15 protein-coding genes, 1 pseudogene and 1 riboswitch are annotated in these 18,008 nt (G+C 63.9%); of the genes and pseudogenes, 5 read left to right on the top strand and 11 right to left on the bottom strand.

Going from position 1 to position 18,008, the window contains the following annotated elements:
• Positions 1-46: 46 nt before the first annotated feature.
• The 4 genes from DM450_RS19155 to DM450_RS19140 all read right to left on the bottom strand — a co-directional run bounded on the left by DM450_RS19155 (position 47) and on the right by DM450_RS19140 (position 3,784).
• The gene (locus DM450_RS19155; protein WP_260610571.1) at positions 47-907 is read right to left on the bottom strand and encodes a universal stress protein; all 861 of its coding nucleotides are present in this window, start codon (positions 905-907) and stop codon (positions 47-49) included.
• Positions 859-1,260, bottom strand: a complete 402-nt coding sequence (locus tag DM450_RS19150) for a DUF190 domain-containing protein (protein WP_008830660.1) — start codon at positions 1,258-1,260, stop codon at positions 859-861. Before DM450_RS19150 ends, DM450_RS19155 begins: the two co-directional genes overlap by 49 nt.
• The gene (locus DM450_RS19145; protein WP_010339505.1) at positions 1,253-2,641 is read right to left on the bottom strand and encodes a voltage-gated chloride channel family protein; all 1,389 of its coding nucleotides are present in this window, start codon (positions 2,639-2,641) and stop codon (positions 1,253-1,255) included. Before DM450_RS19145 ends, DM450_RS19150 begins: the two co-directional genes overlap by 8 nt.
• A gap of 23 nt (positions 2,642-2,664) precedes the next feature.
• Positions 2,665-2,735: riboswitch (Fluoride riboswitch) on the bottom strand.
• 131 nt (positions 2,736-2,866) lie between these two features.
• Positions 2,867-3,784, bottom strand: a complete 918-nt coding sequence (locus DM450_RS19140) for a recombinase family protein (protein WP_017503726.1) — start codon at positions 3,782-3,784, stop codon at positions 2,867-2,869.
• A 292-nt stretch (positions 3,785-4,076) separates the two neighbouring features.
• On the opposite strand from DM450_RS19140, the gene DM450_RS19135 reads away from it, so the two are divergent.
• Together DM450_RS19135 and DM450_RS26320 are read left to right on the top strand one after the other, a co-directional pair.
• Positions 4,077-5,426 carry an IS1380-like element ISSp1 family transposase gene (locus tag DM450_RS19135; protein ID WP_013039775.1) on the top strand — a complete coding sequence of 450 codons (1,350 nt, stop codon included), beginning with the start codon at positions 4,077-4,079 and terminating at the stop codon, positions 5,424-5,426.
• Between the two features lie 1,121 nt (positions 5,427-6,547).
• Positions 6,548-7,597 (top strand): annotated as a pseudogene (locus DM450_RS26320) (recombinase family protein); the annotation flags it as partial.
• A 651-nt stretch (positions 7,598-8,248) separates the two neighbouring features.
• Here DM450_RS26320 and DM450_RS19120 read toward each other — a convergent pair.
• The 6 genes from DM450_RS19120 to DM450_RS19095 form a co-directional block, all read right to left on the bottom strand.
• Positions 8,249-8,884, bottom strand: coding sequence for a copper resistance protein B (locus DM450_RS19120; RefSeq protein ID WP_260610647.1), 636 nt, complete (start codon positions 8,882-8,884; stop codon positions 8,249-8,251).
• A 335-nt stretch (positions 8,885-9,219) separates the two neighbouring features.
• Complete coding sequence (locus DM450_RS19115) at positions 9,220-10,992, bottom strand: copper resistance system multicopper oxidase (protein WP_260610566.1); 1,773 nt, start codon at positions 10,990-10,992, stop codon at positions 9,220-9,222.
• 100 nt (positions 10,993-11,092) lie between these two features.
• Positions 11,093-13,186 (bottom strand): bifunctional diguanylate cyclase/phosphodiesterase, encoded by a 2,094-nt coding sequence (locus DM450_RS19110; RefSeq protein WP_185928825.1) that lies wholly within the window; start codon positions 13,184-13,186, stop codon positions 11,093-11,095.
• Between the two features lie 221 nt (positions 13,187-13,407).
• Positions 13,408-13,995: an RNA polymerase sigma factor gene (locus DM450_RS19105; RefSeq protein ID WP_260610565.1), complete on the bottom strand. Its 588-nt coding sequence runs from the start codon at positions 13,993-13,995 to the stop codon at positions 13,408-13,410.
• Positions 13,996-14,001: 6 nt separating this feature from the next.
• Entirely contained in the window at positions 14,002-14,439 is a 438-nt protein-coding gene (locus DM450_RS19100) for a Spy/CpxP family protein refolding chaperone (RefSeq protein ID WP_142638288.1), read from the bottom strand.
• A gap of 3 nt (positions 14,440-14,442) precedes the next feature.
• A complete protein-coding gene (locus tag DM450_RS19095; RefSeq protein ID WP_142638286.1) occupies positions 14,443-14,718 on the bottom strand; it encodes a hypothetical protein in 276 nt (91 codons plus the stop codon).
• Positions 14,719-14,907: 189 nt separating this feature from the next.
• Between DM450_RS19095 and copC the strand changes: the two genes are divergently transcribed.
• Both copC and copD read left to right on the top strand, forming a co-directional pair.
• Positions 14,908-15,282 carry a copper homeostasis periplasmic binding protein CopC gene (gene copC / locus DM450_RS19090; RefSeq protein WP_142638284.1) on the top strand — a complete coding sequence of 125 codons (375 nt, stop codon included), beginning with the start codon at positions 14,908-14,910 and terminating at the stop codon, positions 15,280-15,282.
• A 4-nt stretch (positions 15,283-15,286) separates the two neighbouring features.
• On the top strand, positions 15,287-16,156 hold the full coding sequence (gene copD, locus DM450_RS19085; protein ID WP_142638282.1) for a copper homeostasis membrane protein CopD: 870 nt from the start codon (positions 15,287-15,289) through the stop codon (positions 16,154-16,156).
• 63 nt (positions 16,157-16,219) lie between these two features.
• Here the strand turns inward: copD and DM450_RS19080 are convergent, their stop codons facing one another.
• Complete coding sequence (locus DM450_RS19080; RefSeq protein WP_142638280.1) at positions 16,220-16,708, bottom strand: hypothetical protein; 489 nt, start codon at positions 16,706-16,708, stop codon at positions 16,220-16,222.
• Between the two features lie 238 nt (positions 16,709-16,946).
• Between DM450_RS19080 and cyoA the strand changes: the two genes are divergently transcribed.
• Entirely contained in the window at positions 16,947-17,990 is a 1,044-nt protein-coding gene (cyoA, locus tag DM450_RS19075) for a ubiquinol oxidase subunit II (RefSeq protein ID WP_142638278.1), read from the top strand.
• Positions 17,991-18,008 lie beyond the last annotated feature (18 nt).

Here is an 18,008-nt window from a genome sequence, read left to right as displayed (position 1 = left end):
TGCTGCGTCGTGTCGATGCGCCCGTCAGATCACGCCCCCTTCAACCTTAGCGAACCATCAGGAGCGGGATGTCCGCCTTGGCGAGCAGGTGCCGGGTGGTTCCGCCTGCGAACCATTCGATCAGCTGGTTATGCCGATAGGCTCCCGTCACAAGCATATCCGCTCCCGCCAGATGGGCCTCAGTCAGGAGTTGCTGACCAAGGTTTTCGTGCGAGCGCGGCACGACGTGGAGCTGGTGCGCAATCCCTGCATCGTCGAGCAGCGCTTCCAGCTTGAGCGCCGGATCACCTGCATCGCCGATCCGAATAGCGGTGACGTCAGTGGCGCCTTCCAACCAGGGCGTGGCCGCCTCGATGGCGCGCCTTGCCGCATCGGAGTCGCTCAAGCCGGCAGCCACACGCGAAAAGCTCTGACCGGGCTGGGGCTTCCAGGAAACCGGGACGATCAGCACCGGTTTCTGGCTATCGAACAGCGCGGCATGCAGGGCGTCCCCGCCGTCCATGTTTCGCTCGTGGGCGATCACGACCAGCAGGTCGGCATTGTTCGCCTCCTGCGTCACCACGACTTGCTCATCCCCAACGATGGTTCGCCAGGCAACGGGTGGCGCGTCCTGGGCGGCTCCTGCGGTCCATGCCACGAAAGCCGTGTGGCAGGCGGCCGATCGCTCGCTGGCCGTGCCTTCCCAATGTTCGCGCAGACGCTGCATATCGACCTCTTCGCTGGCGGCAACGAGCAGGCCGGGATCGACCACGACATTCAGCGCTTCGATTGTACAGTCCCCCACGCTCTGCGCTGCGAGAACGGCTGCATTGAGGCATGTCGCAGTGCTGTCGGCTCCGACGATGACGGAAAGGATCTTTATGCTTTGCTCTCCTGATGCGGCCTTGCCGGGGCTTCGATCGACCAATGTTCGAGCTGTTTGTAGATGACCACCTTCGTCGACAGCAGGGCGGCATGCCGCTGGCAGAACAGTTCAAGATCGGCGCGGTGGCCGATCAGTTCGACGCACATGGTCAGATAGGGATTGCTCGTTTCCGCGCCCTGATCGAGCACCGGCCCGTGGTTGCTGAAGCCGTAATGGGTATGATGGGCTACGGCGTTCATCAGACCGGCAGCCTTGGCCTGGACGACAAGCTCACGATAGAGCGGGCGTGCTGACCACAGCTTCCATGCCTTGCGCGGCTCTGCCGTATCACGCGGCGCCATGTAGATACGCAGCATGCCGATCTCGCTGGACGTGAGAATAGCCGTGTCAGTCATTTTTACGAAGATCCTGCTTTGTGATCTGAGGGCGCGCGGCGCGAACGCTCCGCAGCGTAATGCCGGGGCTGATGGAAATGCGCGGATGCTTGGGGACGGCAATCTGCTGAGACAGGTAGATGCCGCTGTGGCCTGAGCACAGATAGGCGACGAAACAGGCTACGGCGATGTAGACGGCATGGGTAGCACCGAACAGTTCGATGCCCATGATGGTGCAGGCCAAAGGCGTGTTCGCTGCCCCGGCAAAGACAGCAACGAACCCGAGACCGGCAAAAAGATCGACAGGAGCGCCGAATAGGGTGCCAAGGGCGTGGCCGAGCGCCGCGCCGATGAAGAACAGCGGCGTTACCTCGCCTCCCTTGAAGCCGGTGCCCAGCGTCACGACCGTGAACAGCAGCTTGAGCGCCCAACTCCAGTAGTCAGGCCCCGGCGCGAAAAAGCCGGCGATGGTGGGTGTCGAGGCGTCGGGCGCCCAGACGCCGAGGCCAAGATAGTCGCGCGTACCGAGCAGATAGACCAGAGCGATCACCGCCAGGCCGCCCAGGAAGGGACGCAGCGGCCCGAAGCGGACGTGGCGCTTCACGAAGTCGCCGAAGCCGTGCGACAGTTCGGAGAACAGCAGGCCGACCAGTCCAAACGCCACACCGGCAACGCCCGCCTCGAGCAGAAGCACCGGGTCGACGGCAATCGGTCCGACCGCGCGCTGGAGATAGTCGATATGGTACAATCCGTGGTGGATTCCCCACTGGTGACAGGTCCAGTCGCCGACAATCGCAGCTATCAGTACCGGCACCAGCGCCCGATATTCCACACGGCCGACTGCCAGCACTTCGAGAGCGAAAACGGCGCCTGCCAGCGGTGTGCCGAAAACGGCCCCGAAACCTGCGGCAATACCCGCCATCAGGATGATGCGGGTACTCTCGGCATCAAGCCGAAACATCGTGGCGAAGGCGCTGGCAAGGCTGCCGCCCAGCTGCACAGCCGTCCCTTCTCGCCCGGCCGAGCCGCCGAACAGGTGCGTGACAACGGTGCCGAGGAAGATTAGCGGCGCCATGCGCAAAGGTACGCCGCCGCCCGGTTCATGGACCTGCTCGACGATCAGGTTGTTGCCGCCTTCGACGCTGCGGCCAAACAGATGATAGAGCAGCCCGACCGCGAACCCGCCGACCGGCAGGAGGAACAGCAGCCATGGATGCGCAAAGCGCGTGCGCGTGGCAATATCCAGGCTCCAGAGGAAGGCTGCGCAGAGACTGCCCACCGCCGCCGCCATGGGAACAAGGAGCGCCAGCCAACGCAACACGGACAGAGCATGGTCGTGCCGGTCCCGAACAAAGGTCAGGACGTTCAGGTTCGACAGCAATATTGCGAATTTAGCGCGCACGATTCCTCCTTGTTGCGAAAACGCATCAGGTAGGAATCATCAGCCCGAAGGCGGTTCGGCCGAAGCCCGGCGGAAATCCATCGCCTTGCCGGCGCATATCGTATGGCGAATGCGTTTGGTCAAGCAGCAACGCATGCGGAGGTGGATCTGTACGGCAACTTCATGCCTCTCCTGCGCTGGAAGCTGTCAGTCGCCTTTCGGCCCGCAGCCGACCTTCTCCGGCATTCACGGCGATAAGGTCGCCGGTAACTTCGGCACGACGATCAAGCCCAAATTCCGCGCCTGAGAAATCACGCGCCTCACCCCCTCAGGCGACCATTGCGTACCTTTGCGCGGCGTTGGCTCTCGCAAATCCTTGCTCAACCACGTCGCGAGGCTGCGAAGAGTAGCATCTGGATCGTTGTTGAGCTTGTCGGCCACCAGCAATGCGATCCGACTGTCGGGAGCCAATCGCGGCGCCGCCTCGAGTATCACCCGATCAGCGTAGCCCGCTTCGACCAACGTTCGGCATGCCTTCACCAGGGTACGCTCGGAGAACGACCGCACCGGCGGCTTAAGCGCCTGAATACGCCGGAGCACCAAGCTCCAGGGTAAGTGCGGTCGCAACCGCTCGACGATTGGCAGCCATCGAAGCCGGCCATCGACCAATTCGTGAAGATGCTTTTCCTTCAAACTGTGGCGCAAGTCGCCTATCGCCGACGGGTCTCTCGCGCGCATCTTCGGATTTCCCGGTCTGGCGCCGCGCGCAACCGCGGCCTTCAGCCCTGCCCGCGTCCGCTCGCGAATAAGCGCACGTTCGAACTCCGCAAAGGCGCCAAGCATCTGTGTCATCAGCATCCCTTGCGGGCTGCTGGTGTCGATCGGATCATTGATCGAGCGAAAATACGCTCCCTTGGCGCGGAGCGCTTCGACGATTTCCAGCAAATGTGACAACGATCGTGCGAGGCGATCGATCCGCACAACCACGAGGGTGTCCCCCTGTCCCACCGCTGCGAGCGCGCTGGCCAGTTTCGGACGGCTGCGGCTAGCGCCGCTGGCCCGGTCCTCGAATAGGGTTACACAGCCTGCGCGTCTTAACTCACTAATCTGGGCGAAGGTATCCTGTTCGTCGGTAGAAACGCGGGCGTAACCGATCAAGGGCATTTGTCACAATCCATCTAACGGGGTCAACCGACCGGTTGTCCCCGTATGGTAATCGCTTGAGCCCCGGTTGACCATCGTCCGAGGCGGATCAGATGCCTGGCACCCATCCCGTTTGAACCGAGTGTGCGGACGTTGAGAGAAGCCCCCTGCCCCGCCTGTCCTAGCCCGCCTTATTCACCAAAAGTGTCCTGAAGGGTTGGCGGGAGTGGCGTAAGCCTCTGATCTGAATTAGGAACTGGGTGTCTAAGCCGAACCTGCCGCAGGGCAGAAAATGCCACGGGCCACACCCGCCATGAACGATGATATCGCAAGCTCATTTGGATTCCCAGCAGTCGGCCGCAAGAAAATCACAGCTGCGTTCGACGGTGGCCGGCTTACCTCGGATGGCGGTGTTCTACTGCTTGCACAGGCCGAGCGCGCGATGGGGATTTGCCAGCGCCTGGCGGCTTGTATTGCCGATCCGCGCGATCCAGCGCGGGTGATCCATCGCCTGGATGACATTCTGCGTGCCCGTGTGTTCGCGATTGCGTGCGGCTATGAGGATGCCGATGATCTCGATGCTCTGCGCGACGATCCAGGCTTCCGCCTGGCGCTCGGCAAGCTGCCGGAATCGGGCGCGGGGCTGGCCAGCCAACCGACGATGAGCCGGTGGGAAAATGCACCGACTACGCGCGAACTGGCCAGCATGATGGCCGCGATGATCGACATCTACTGCGCCAGCTATCCCGCCCCTCCGACAGCGGTCACGCTGGATATCGACGACACGTGCGACGTCGTGCATGGCTATCAACAGCTCTCGTTCTGGAACGGGCATCATGGGGAGCGCTGCTTCCTACCGATCCATATCTACGACACCGCGACCGGCAGGCCGGTGGCCATGCTGCTGCGCACAGGCAAGACGCCTTCTGGAAAGGAGGCGGCGGGGCACATCCGACGCCTGGTGCGTCACCTGCGCCGTAATTGGCCCGATACCCACATCACTATCCGCGGCGACGGGCACTATGGTCGACCCGAGGTCATGGCCTACTGCGATGCGGCCCGCGTCGATTACGTGTTCGGCCTGCCCACCAATTCAGCGCTGCGCGCCGATCCCGCCATTGTTGCGGTCGCCGATGCCTGCGCGGTCAAGCGCGCCCAGCGTCAGTGTCCCGTCCTGCGCAACTATGCCGAGACCCGCTATGGGGCAAAGACCTGGAAGTGCCAGCGTCGCGTCGTTGCACGGATCGAGGCCAGCACGCTGGGCATGGACATCCGCTATGTCGTCACCTCGTTGGCAACAGGATCGGCCGAGCACATCTACGACACGCTCTACTGCGCGCGTGGTCAGGCCGAGAACCTGATCAAGCGCCACAAGTCCCAGCTCGCCAGCGACCGAACCTCGTGCCGCTCGGCCAATGCCAATCAGATGCGCCTGATACTGCACACTGCCGCATACTGGCTGCTATGGCGCATCCAGCAGGCGATGCCCAGGACCGCTGCTCTGGCAAGCGCGGAGTTTACCACCTTGCGCCTGCGGCTGCTCAAGGTCGCTGCGCGCGTCGTAGAAAGTGCTAGCCGCATCCGCATTGCCTTCGCTTCCGCCTGTCCGGATGCCGACCTGTTCCGCGCCCTCGTTCTCCGGCTGAAGCCTGCGCCGACGTAGCCCATGCGGCAGCGCCGCAGAACTCCGAGCCCAGCCCTTCAACCCGAAAAGCCCATCAATCCGAATGCGGTGAAACAAACGCCAGCGATGCCGGTCGTCCGCGCAATACAGCCAGCCGCAGCAAATGCCCAGAGCGGGCCCGAAACCGAGCGTCGTGAATAAGAGAGGCTAGCCTGTGAATGCGCTAAGAAAGTGTCGCCGAAAAACGCTGGAGATCAGCCACGCAGCATCCAGGCGTCCGGCGGTATTCTTCCCTGAATCCAGCCGTATTCTTTCAACGCAGGATCCAGAAATTGGGCGGCGCCGGAGCGTCCAGTCGTATCCTGAAAACGACAACACCTTATAGAAAGGCGTCAAATCCGCTTATATGATAACTGCAATTATCGCGTGTCCATTTCCGTACTTTTTACTTGGCTTTACTGACCAGATGAATGCTCCGCGCCAGAGCATGCATTGGACAGCCCATAAAAAGGTGAGAATAGGCGAATGGACATCGCGTTATCTTGAAAGCCTTTTCGAAATCATCCGCACCAGTCGGTGAAAATTTTTTTCGAAGCCATCAAAGCCCCTGTGTACGCCTTGGAACTCGGGTGGACGATTCCAAGAAAAGGCCTTCCTTTGGAGCCTCTTGAAGTTCAATCACGCGCCCCCATTGCTGACAGATCGCCTCTTCGACAGTAGGTTTTCCATGTCCGTTCTCCGACGAAGTTTGGACACTTTCGCTCTTTTCGGAGAGGTACTCGGCACCTTCCGAGCCCTTGGGTCGACTGCGCCTCGAGACGCTGAAGTCAGCCACTATTTGAAGAGCTAGCCCACCAAAGCGTGCACGAATCAGAAGCCTTTTGCCGGACTGCGAACCTACAGGTGTGCGCGTTGATCCGCCCGGAGACTGACGCGGGCATTGATGGTGCCCCCGAACCTGCTGACGAGCAGCAAAACCGAACTCGTGATGCCCTGGTTTGCCTTGCTCGCCTGCTGGGACGCCAGATCGCCCGCGAGTTAAACGCGACACAACCTCCGCCTCACGACCAAGAGAAACCCGCAATCAATAAACCGTAGGGGGAAAGGGCGCCGCAGGCGTCATGCGTGCATGACGGCCTTCCGCTGTCGGGAGCTATTTCATGATCCGCACTGCGCTCTATGCCCGGTACTCCACCGACCGGCAAAGTCCATCATCGATTGAAGACCAACTGCGCATTTGCCATGAACACGCCGCCAGAGAAGGCTGGCGCGTGATCGGAAGCTACATGGACGCCGCCATTTCCGGATCGAGCGTGACTCTGCGTCCAGGCATTCAACAATTGCTCGAAGATGCCAGGACGGGGAAGTTCGATCTTCTGCTGGCGGAAGCACTTGATCGTATCTCCCGTGACCAGGCCGACATCGCGACACTTTTCAAACATCTGCAGTTTGCCGGCATAACCATCGTCACTCTCGCCGAAGGCGAAATCTCCGAACTCCATGTCGGCCTCAAGGGCACGATGAACGCGCTGTTCTTGAAGGATCTTGCGAAGAAGACACATCGCGGCTTGCGTGGGCGGGTCGAGAAGGGAAAGGCTGGCGGCGGCCTGTCCTACGGCTACGATCTGGTGAGGCGCCTTGACGCTGGTGGCGAACCGATCCGCGGCGAGCGCACAATCAACCTAGCAGAAGCCGAGGTCATCCGCCGCGTATTTCGTGACTATGCGAACGGCATTAGCCCGTTAGCGATAGCCAAGCGGCTCAACGCAGAGAGAGTTCCGGGCCCATTTGGTAAGCTCTGGGGGGCCACTACACTACGCGGACACACCAAGCGCGGAACTGGCCTCCTTAACAACGAGCTCTATATCGGCCGGATCGTCTGGAACCGGCAACGTTATCTGAAGAATCCTCAGACCGGTAAGCGCGTCTCACGCCTCAATCCTCAGTCCGAGTGGATTACAGCAGAAGTCGCCGAACTCAGAATTATCGATGACGACTTGTGGCAGGCTGTGAAGGCGCGCCAAACCTCGCAGCGAATTGAGTTCACTAGTTCCATCGAAGGCGAGAACGCAGCGGCAAAACTGCATATGCAGCGGCGTCCAAAGTCGTTGCTATCCGGTCTGCTCGTCTGCGGAGCGTGTAATGGCCCGGTATCTCTGCGCGGACAGGATCGTTTCGCATGTTCGGCGCATGCTAGCCGGCGCTCGTGCTCAAACGCTCGTTCGATAAAACGCGAAGTGCTTGAGGCGCGTGTACTCGAAGGTCTGCGCCACCGGTTGATGGCTCCCGAGATTGTTGCTGAAGCGATTCATGCCTATGTCGAGGAAACCAACCGGCTCAATCAACAGCAGCGCGCCGCAGGGATTTCCGACAAGGCGGAACTAAAAAAGGTCGTGAAGGCCATAGAGCGTCTGGTGAACATGGCAGCCGATGGTGAGTCGACACGGGGTCTGATCGATAAGCTGCTGGCGTTGGAAGCACAGGAAGATGCCATACGGGCGCGCATGAGCGAGGCGCCTCATGTTACCCCGGACATCCACCCGAACATTGCGGAATTCTACCGGAAGAAAGTCGAACGCCTAGCGGAGGCGCTGCAGCATCCGTCTGAACGGGATGAAGCCGCATGTGCCATTCGCGGTCTGATCGAGCGCGTCATACTGTTTCCCGGAGCTAAACGTGGCGAGATGACTGCCACGCTTCACGGCGAGTTCGGAGCTATTATGGAATGGGCATCACAACACGAAACGGCCGGAATGGCCTTCATATCCGGGTCTCTTGCTCCGCCATTGTCGGTATCAGTGGTTGCGGGGGTACGCAATCATTACAAATTGCGCCCATTCCAATACGATTCAGCGCTGCAATCAAAACATCGCACGAACGCCGAAAACCGCCGAGACGCCAGACACACCCTCACCCGCATCCCGCGCAATCCGGGCGGTTCCGCCAAGCTTACGCTCCCAGTTGACTCCCACGTAAGGCGCCAGCGAGCGGTTGCGTTCATAGCGAAGCCTCGCGCCCAGTTCGAGGCGCTCGAAGCCCGCTCCGACGTTCAGCGCCGGTACGTCCTGAAAGGCGAAATCCACCTCGGCTTCAGGTTCGAGCACCAAAGACTGGGTGATGCGCTGGGTATAGCCCGCCTTGCCGCGCGCATGGACATCGCCCTTGTTCGAGACGAGCAACTGGCCTTGCAGCTCGAACCAGTACGGCGCCAGCCCTTCGATGCCGACCAGCGCGTAAGTGCGCTGCGGATCGGGTCGAAAATCCTGCCGCATGCCGAGTTGCAGGTTGAACCAGGGATCGAGCGCATGGCGCCAGTAGGCATTAAGCTCGATACGTTCGGCCCGCTCGCCGAATGTGCCTTCGCCCTCGCTGGCCAATACGATCCGGTCGATATCGCCGCCGTACCACGCCTGCCCTTCCCAGCCGAAACCGTCCCCGCCCTTGCCGGTGCGGAATTCCAGTTGATCGACCTGAAGCGCGAAGGTGCTGAACTTCATCTCCTTCACCATCGCCGCGCGCGACGCCGCCATGCGACCAGGCGCAAAGAAGCGCTCGGCAGGAAAGTCGGTCGGCACCGGCGGCGGCGGGGCATCACCCGGCTCGTCGGAGACCGTGCTTGCGGGCACGGCGTGGGCCGAGTGATCCATGCCCTTCATATCCGGCGCGCTCATGTCCATGCCGGACATGTCCATCTGCGAATGGTCCATGCTGGCATGATCCATTCCGGCATGTTCGTCGGCTTGAGGCGGTGTGGGATTAGCCTCCTGCGCTTGCACGGCCAGAGGAGAAGTCGCCAGCAGCAGCGAGGTGAGGACCGGGAAGAACCGAGCCATCAGGCTTCTCCCTCCCGGCGCACCGTCACCACGCGCATCATCCCCGCATGCATGTGCAGAAGCATGTGACAGTGAAACGCCCAGTCGCCCTCGGCATCGGCCGTGAGATCGAACGACGCCTTTCCGCCCGGCAGCACGTTGATGGTGTGCTTGCGCGCGCGGTTTCCCGGCTCGCCGCTGACCAGTTCGAAGAAGTGGCCGTGGATGTGGATCGGGTGCGGCATCATCGTGTCGTTGACGAGATTGACGCGTACGCGCTCGCCCAGACGGAACGGGATCGGCGCCGGATTTTCCGACATCGCCTCGCCGTCCATCGACCACATGTACCGTTCCATGTTGGCGGTCAGATGCACGTCGATCTGGCGGCTCGGCACGCGCGGATCGGGATTGGGGTCGCGCGAGCGCAAGTCGGCATACGTCAACACGCGGTGGTCGGCGCTTTCCAGCCCGGTCGGGCGGTCGGCAAGCCGGTCCACCGGCATCGGCGAGAGCGTGGCGACGCCCGGCCCCATCTTCACGCCGGGCGCGACCGAGGGATCGCGCATCGACATCGAGTGGCCGCTCATCGAACTGTTGGCAGGCTTGCTGAGGTCGATCACGCCGCCCTCGCCCATGTCCATCCCCTCCATGTCCATGCCCATGTCGCGCATGGTGAGCACCGGCCGCTCGCGCAGCTTCGGCGTTTCTCCGACAAGGCCCACCCGCTGCGCCAGTGTCGCGCGGACCTGGCCGGAGCGGTCGATAGCCTCGGCGATCACGCCGTAGCTTTCCGCCGAACCGGGCTCGACGATGAAGTCGTAAGTCTCGGCAATCGCGATCTGCACTTCATCGGTCTCGACCGGCTGCACGGGATTGCCGTCCGCCGCCACCACGGTCAGCGGCAGGCCGGGAATGCGGAAGTTGAAGTTGGTCATCGCCGACGCATTGATGACGCGCAGGCGCACTTTCTCGCCCGGTGCAAAAAGCCCGGTCCAGTTCTCCGCATTGCCGTGGCCGTTGACGAGGAAGCTGTAGGTCGAGCCGGTCACGTCCGAGATGTCGGTCGCGTCCATGCGCATCTTGGCCCAGGCGAGGCGGTCGGCCAGCGACTGGTCCTTGCCCGCGAGCAGTCCCGACAGCGTCTGGCGCTGGCGGTTGAAATAGCCGCCCATCATCTTCAGGCGGCGCATCTGTTCGTGCGGATGGATCGGGCTCCAGTCCGACAGCACCAGCACATGCTCACGGTCGCAGGCGATCGGATCGGCACCGGCGGGATCGATGACGATCGGACCAAACAGCCCTTCCGCCTCCTGCATGCCCGAGTGCGAGTGATACCAGTACGTGCCCGACTGGATGAGCGGGAACTCGTAGACGAACGTCTCGCCGGGATCGATGCCGGGGAAGCTCACGCCCGGAACGCCGTCCATCTGGAACGGCACCAGCAGCCCGTGCCAGTGGATCGAGGTCTGCTCTTTCAGGCGGTTGGTGACGGCGATCCGCACCTTTTCGCCTTCACGCAGGCGCAACAGCGGCGCCGGCAGCGTGCCGTTGACGGTTACCGCGTGCCCCGAACGGCCACCGGTCGAAAAGTGGCTCTCCCCGATCTGCAGCGCGATGGAATTGCCCGAAAGAACGCCGGAATCGGTACTGGCGTGAACGATGCCCGGCGTGCCGCTTCGCGCCCAGGCCGGGAACAGGCCCGCCATGCCGAGGCTGCCCGCAAAGGCGCCGCCAAGGGCCAGGAAACGCCTGCGCTGCAGCAGGGAGCGATGGAAACTGTCGTTCGGCATCATGCATGGGATACGCGCCCTTGGCAGGTATCCCTCACGCAACCGTCAAAAAACACCGCTGCAAGTGCCCCACCCCCGGTTGCGGCGATGGGGAGCCCCGGCGTCAGACAATCGTCAAACGCTGCTCCGGGCCTTCGGCCACTTCGCTTTCGGCAACCTTCTGCCGCAGCATGGCAATCGTGCGCTTGGTTGCCCAAACCGGGGCGGGGCGCCCGAAATGATAGCCCTGCGCATAGTCGCACGACCAGTCCTGCAGGATGCGGGCCTCTTCCTCTTCCTCGATGCCTTCCGCCACGACCTGGATCCCGAGGCGGTGGCAGATGTCGATGACCCCGCGGACCAGCGCAGCGCTGCGTTCGCTCTGGGTGCGGCCTCCGCTGACAAAACTCTTGTCGAGCTTCAGGCGCTGGATGTCGAACTCCGACAGGTAGCTGAGCGAGGAGTAGCCGGTGCCGAAATCGTCCAGCGCCAGCGTATAACCGCGCTGGCGCAGACCTACGAGATTGCTGCGGACGGTGTCGGAATCGGCGAGGAGAATGCCTTCGGTGATCTCGAACCCGATCGAGGCCGGGCTGACGTTGTAGCGGGCGCGGTGGAAGTCGATCTGGTCGAGCAGCGCCGGATTTTCAAGCTGAAGCGGCGACAGGTTGATCGACGTCTTCAGCCCCAGCCACTTGCGGCTGTCGGCAAAGGCCTGCGCGATGATCCAGCCGCCGAGCTGCGGCATCAGCCCCAGCTTCTCGATGACCGGCACAAATTCCGCCGGTGTGGCCGAGGCGCCCTGCTTCAGGCGCAGCAGCGCCTCGACCCCGTTGGGACGCATCGTGCGCAGATCGACGATGGGCTGGTAGAACAGTTCGAAGCCCTGTTCGTCGATGGCCTGCTTCATCTGCGCTTCGAGATCCTTGCGCGACTTGAACGCCTGGCCCAGCGCCGGATCGAAGATGACGTGATGGGCCGATCCCGCCGCCTTGGCCGCACCCAGCGCGATGTCGGCATTCTGCATGAGGTCTTCGGCGGTATGGCCATGTTCGGGGGCCGCGGCGATGCCCGCGGACAGCGTGATGGTCGTGGTGGGATGCCCGCGCCGCCGCTTCTCGACAAAGACCTGCGTCGCCTTTGGGCCCAGCGAATGAATCTGGCCCGCCCCAAGCACGAGAATGGCGAATTCGTCGCCATCGAGCCGGGCGATCAGGCAGCGGTCGGCGCTGAACACCTTGACCAGCCGCTTGCTGAATTCCCGAATGACCTCGTCCCCGCCGGGCAGGCCGAACGCATCGTTGATCGCGCTGAAATCGTCGATGTCGAGCCGGAGCAGCTGGCAGGGGTGATTGCCGGCAATCTGGTCGAGCCGCATCATGAAGGTCGCGCGGTTGACGAGACCCGTGGTCGGATCGAACCGCTCGAGATAGTTCACCCGCGTCGTCGAAGTCCGCGCCCGGTGCGCCATGCCCCAGAACAAGGCGAGGACGATGGCCCCGAACACCAGTTCGGCAGGCAGGATGTAGCGCGTCAGGACATCGCCGGGACGGTCGGGCTGCCAGGCCATCCTGCCGATGGTTTCGCCGCCGTTTCCGGCCAGCCTGACCTGCCGCCAGCCGGCCGGCACGGGTCGGCGCGGCGACAGCAGCGCCAGCCGCTCCAGCATGAACGCGTTGGCCCAGCGGGCGATCGTGGGGTCATCGAAGTAGGTGAACGTGACCAGCTTCAACGCGCTGCCCTCGCCCCCGGAAATCGGGGCAGACGGCGCGATCGGCGCGGCGGAGACAACGGCAGGAACGCCGTTGATGTTGCGGACATCGGTGGTCGCCCCGCCAGCATGGACCATGTCCGAGACCGACTGGGCCAGGGGCTCCATCTCGCGGGTGGACAGGCGACCGCCTTCGGCAAAACCGTAGACCGCACCGTCACGCCCGGCGATCAGGACCGTCTTCGTGCTCACCGTTGCCGTGGCCGGCTGGCCCAGTTCCTCGTCGAGCCATTCAGCCGCACCGTCGGGCCCGTTGGCGGCCAGCTGACGGGCAAGTTCATGCCGCTGACCCAGCGCCTTGGCCTGTTCGTCGGAATTATGCCGCGCACGGGAGATCGCACCGCGCACTTGCTCGACCTGGCGCTGGGACTCCCGGCTGTTCAAGGCACCCGCGGCAACCCACAAGCTCACCGCCGCACCGAGCGTCATCGCAGAAATTGCGACCATCGCTCCGGTACTTCGCTTGGCCACGGGGGAATGGCGGGGGGTGTCCATCTGCGATCCTCGTTAGCGCACCGCGCTGTCTCTAAAATAGACGCTTGGATTGGCCTAAGGGTTTAATCGATCGAATTTTCCATAAATTCTATCTATTATACGACAAATTTCGTGCGCCCCGGAATCCTCAATGCACAATCCTGCGAACGGTTGCACGCCGCCCCCTGTACCCGTCATGGATCGCCGCCGCCCGCATCACTATTCCCTGCCCCGTTCCAATGTGCAAGATGCCTGCGCGCACGATAGATCCGCGTTTCCACGGCCTTGCGGCTGATGCCGAGGATCGCGGCGGCCTCTTCCTGCGACAGGCCCTCCAGCGCACAGAGCAGCAGCGGCTCCTTCAAGGCATCGGGCAATGCGGCGATATCGGCGTGGATGCGCGCCACTTCCCTGCGCGAGGCCAGTGCCTGCTCGGGATCGTGGCCCTCATCCGCAACCCCCGCGGCCTCCTCGATCGGCAGCGCAAAGGCGAAAAATCGCCGAACCTTGCGGCGCCGCGCCCAGTCGTGACACTTGTTGAGGGCGATGCGCAGGATCCAGCCGCGGAAGGGCCGGGCCGGATCGTAGCGATGCAGGGCAAGGAAGGCGGCGACGAAGCTCTCCTGCGTCACGTCCAGCGCGTCCGCCTCGTTGCCGAGGTGGCCGCGCACCATGCGGAACACGGCGTCGCGGTGGGCATCCATCAGCGCGGTGAAGCCCGCCTGGCGCCCGGCAAGCGCGGCCGCGACGGCGGCTTTATCGTCCCCTTGCGGCGCGGCCACGCCGGGTCAGTCCTGCGGCTTGGTCAGGGCTTCGGCGACGGCCTTGTCGAAGCGGCCGGTCTGCTCCGGGCGCAATACGGCGCGCATCGCGAAGACGTGCTGGAGGGTCGCCTTCTGCAATTCGCCCATGGCCATGTGCGAGCGATCGACTGCCTTTTCCACGTCCGGGCCATAGGCATGTTCATGCTCGATGGCGCGGGCGAGATCGGCATTGGCGGCGCGCAGTTCGCCTTCCAGCTGGCTGCGACGGGCGGCAAAACCCCGCTCCAGCGCTTCGATCCTCTGTTTCTGCCCGGAATCGAGGTCCAGCTCGCGGTGCAGCAGCACATGGATGCGGCTTTCCTGAGGCTCCTCGCCCCGCAGCGCCTGCCCCAGCCAAAGCGCCCCTAGAGCGACCAGAAACGCCGCAAGCGCGACCAGAACGTACCGATAGCCACTGCGCATCGGTCAGCTGGCCAGCAAGTGCGACGGCGCTGCGGCCGGCATGCCCAGCAGCGGCTCGCCGTGCCCGTGATCCCGTTCGAAAGCGGGGACCGGCAAGGCGAGGCCGCCCCCCAGCCCGACCACCGCCGCCACGCTGCAGGCAAGCACCAGTCCGCGGCGCACCGCCCGGCGTTCCCGCCCGGAGGCGAGGCCGGCCATGACCGCGCCGTCGATCCCGCCCAGCGCGCCGGGCAGCGGTTCGCCGCGCAAGAGCGCGAACATCTGGTCCACTTCGTTCATCGGCCTGTTCCCGTCTGCCTGTCGTATTTCGCTTCTCACCCGCCGATACGCGCGGGCGCAGCGTCATCCCTCATCGTCGCGTCGAAAAATTTGCGCCGGGCTTGAGGGATGCCCGTCCCGCCCTGCGTATGGGTTCCTGCAAGTCCGGGCAAGCTCGTTCGCCCGGACCTCAAGGATCGGAGCCCCCACATGCGTTTTCCTGCACTTGCCGCCGCCATTCTCGCGGTTGCCGCCGTTCCCGCCGTTGCCCTTGCCCACCCCAAGCTGCTGAGCGCCACGCCTGCCGCCAATTCGGCGGTCGCCAAGCCGACCTCGATCGCGCTGACTTTCTCGGAAGACCTCGTTGCCCCGCTTTCGGGCATCGACCTGGTGATGACCGGCATGCCCGGCATGGCCAACCATCAGCCGATGCCGATCAAGGGCATCACCGCCAAGGCCAAGGGCAAGACGATGACCGTCGCCCTCCCGCGTCCGCTGCCGACCGGCACCTACCAGCTGACCTGGCACGCGGTTGCCGCCGACCAGCACCGCATCGAAGGCTCCTACAGCTTCACGGTTCGCTGAGCCGATGGAAAACGGCAGTCTCGTCGCCGCGCGCTTCGTCAGTTATGCGCTGTTGCTGATGGCCGCGGGCCTGCCGTTCCACGCCCTGATCGAAGGGCCCCGGTCCGCGGCCGGGGCCCGCTTCGGCACGCCCGCCCGCCTCGCCCTGGCGGTGCTCGCCGCCGGCGCGGCAGCGGCATCGCTGTGGTGGGCAATGGCCAATGTCGCGGCGATGGCGGCAATCCCGCTGGCCGAGCTCGACCGCGAGACATTCACCGCCGTGATCGGCGCCACTCCGCTGGGCACGCTGCTCACCGTTCGCGCCGCGGCGCTGGCCCTGTTCGTGGCCGCCCTCGTCCTGCGCCCCGCCCCCTCACTGCTGGCCCCCCCGGCACTGGCCGCGCTCGCCAGCGCCGCCTGGGCGGGTCATGCCGGAGCCGGTGAAGCCCTTGGCGGCGACCTGCTGCGCGCGGGCGACGTGCTCCACCTGGCCGCCGCCGCACTCTGGCTGGGGGCGATGCTTGCGTTCCTGGCGGACATGCGCGGCAACGGGCGGGAGGCCGGCGTGGCCCACAGCCTCGCCGCCTTTGCCCGCACCGGCACGCTGGTCGTGGCCGTGCTGCTGGTGACCGGGGCGACCAATGCCTGGCTGATCAGCGGCGGCAGCTGGCCGTCGGGGTCCTGGCCCCGCCTGATCGCGCTGAAGATCGTGCTGTTCGCGCTGATGCTGGGGCTGGCCGCGCGCAATCGCTGGATACTCGTGCCCGCGCTCGAAGCACGGATGCCCGGCGCCGCGCGGCGACTGGCCCGCTCGCTGGTGCTGGAGATGGCCTGCGGCCTTGCCGTCGTGCTGGTGGTGGCCGCCGCCGGACTGCTCGATCCCCACGGCGCCTGAAGCCCGCCTGCCGGCCTCAGAGGCTGTTTGAAATGCCCGAAAGGCGAATTTCCAAACGGGCTCTCAGGCCAGACCGCTTTCCGCGCCGTGGTGCAGCAACCCGCGCAGCGACTGGCGGGCCCGGCCGGTCAGCCGTTCGTCGAGCAGGGTCAGCAGCGAGAGCGCCTCGAGGTGCAGGGTATGGCGCGCGTTTTCCTGGAGATCGCTGACCAGACGGTGCAGTTCCCGCAGCGCCACCGCATCGGGATCGAGGCGCAGGAGGCTGCCCAGTTCCTGCGCGTCGAGCGCGTCGCGGATCTGCCGGCGCAGGATCACCGCCAGGATCGAATCCTCGCAGGCCGCCGGGCTGCCGCCGAACAGCGTATGCAGCACATCGTCCGCCAGCCGGACCCGCCGATCGAAGGCGGATTCCAGTTCATGCGCGATGAACGTCCGTATTTCGCACGGCTTGCCGACGACAAAATCGGCGACAATGACAGTAAGCGCCTCGCAGATCTTTCGTATTCGCGCATGATCCATCACCAGATCGACGATGTCTTCATCATCGATCATGTTTGATCTTGCTGCCGTGCGCGACAGCCATTGAGGCATGGCCAGATGTTGCATGAGGCGAAGGCATAACGCCGCGCCCGGCTTCCACATTGACCACCGTCAAATATCGGTTTCACCTAGGAAAATCGGGACTCCTTGATCGAGATCAAACGATTGCAGAAGATTCGCGCCTAGCGCGTTGCGCATGCAACCTCCAACCTCCAGACACCCTCGCCGGGCCTTGTGCCTATCGGTCGCTATGCTGCCCATGCTGCTGGGTGGCTGCGACATGGTCGTGATGAACCCAACAGGCGATATCGCCATGCAGCAGCGCAACCTCATCCTGTTGTCACTGGGACTGATGCTGCTGATCATCGTTCCGGTGATCGCGCTGACCGTGGCCTTCGCCTGGAAATACCGTCGCGGTAATCCCAACAAGGACTACGATCCCGAGTTCCATCATTCCACAACCCTTGAACTGGTGATCTGGGCCTGCCCGCTCGCCATCATCACCATCCTGGGCGCCGTCACCTGGGCCTCCACCCACCAGCTCGATCCCTTCCGCCCGCTCGAACGCATCGCCCCGGGCAAGCCCATTCCCGCCGGTACCAAGCCGCTCAACGTCCAGGTCGTCGCCATGGACTGGAAGTGGCTGTTCATCTACCCCGACCTCGGCGTCGCCACGGTCAACGAACTCGCGCTGCCGGTCGACGTGCCGGTGCGCTTCTCGATCACCTCCACCGACCAGTTCAACACCTTCTCCGCGCCGACGCTGGCCGGCATGATCTATGCGATGCCGACGATGCGTTCGGAGCTGAACGCCGTGCTCAACAAGACCGGCGACAGCTGGGGCTATTCGGGCAACTACACCGGCGCCGGTTATTCCGACATGCGCTTCAAGCTGCGCGGCGTCACCAAGGCCGGGTTCGACAGCTGGATCGCCGAGGCCAAGGCCAAGGGCACCCCGCTTTCGACCGAGACTTACGTCGCGCTCACCAAGCCGACCACCAAGGCCCCGGTCGTGCGCTATTCCTCGGTCCAGGCCGGTCTGTTCGACCGCATCGTCAATGCCTGCGCCGCGCCCGGCAAGCCCTGCATGATCGACGTCATGCGGCGCGACATGCTGGCCGGCAAGATGCACATGGGCGAACGCCCCGCGACCTGCGACGACAAGGACGGCAAGCTGGCCCCCAAGGCGGCCCCCAAGGCGGCCAAGGCCGAACCCGCCGCAGCGCGTGATCCCAAAGTCTCCGCAACCGACACCCTCCTCCTCCCCGGCGCCGTGCGCGCAGAGCGGGCCTGACCTCGCCCTATCGGAACC

The organism is Sphingomonas sp. IC081, from assembly GCF_006874585.1.
In the GTDB taxonomy this organism is placed as follows: domain Bacteria; phylum Pseudomonadota; class Alphaproteobacteria; order Sphingomonadales; family Sphingomonadaceae; genus Novosphingobium.
This window is presented reverse-complemented; position numbering and strand designations above follow the sequence as displayed.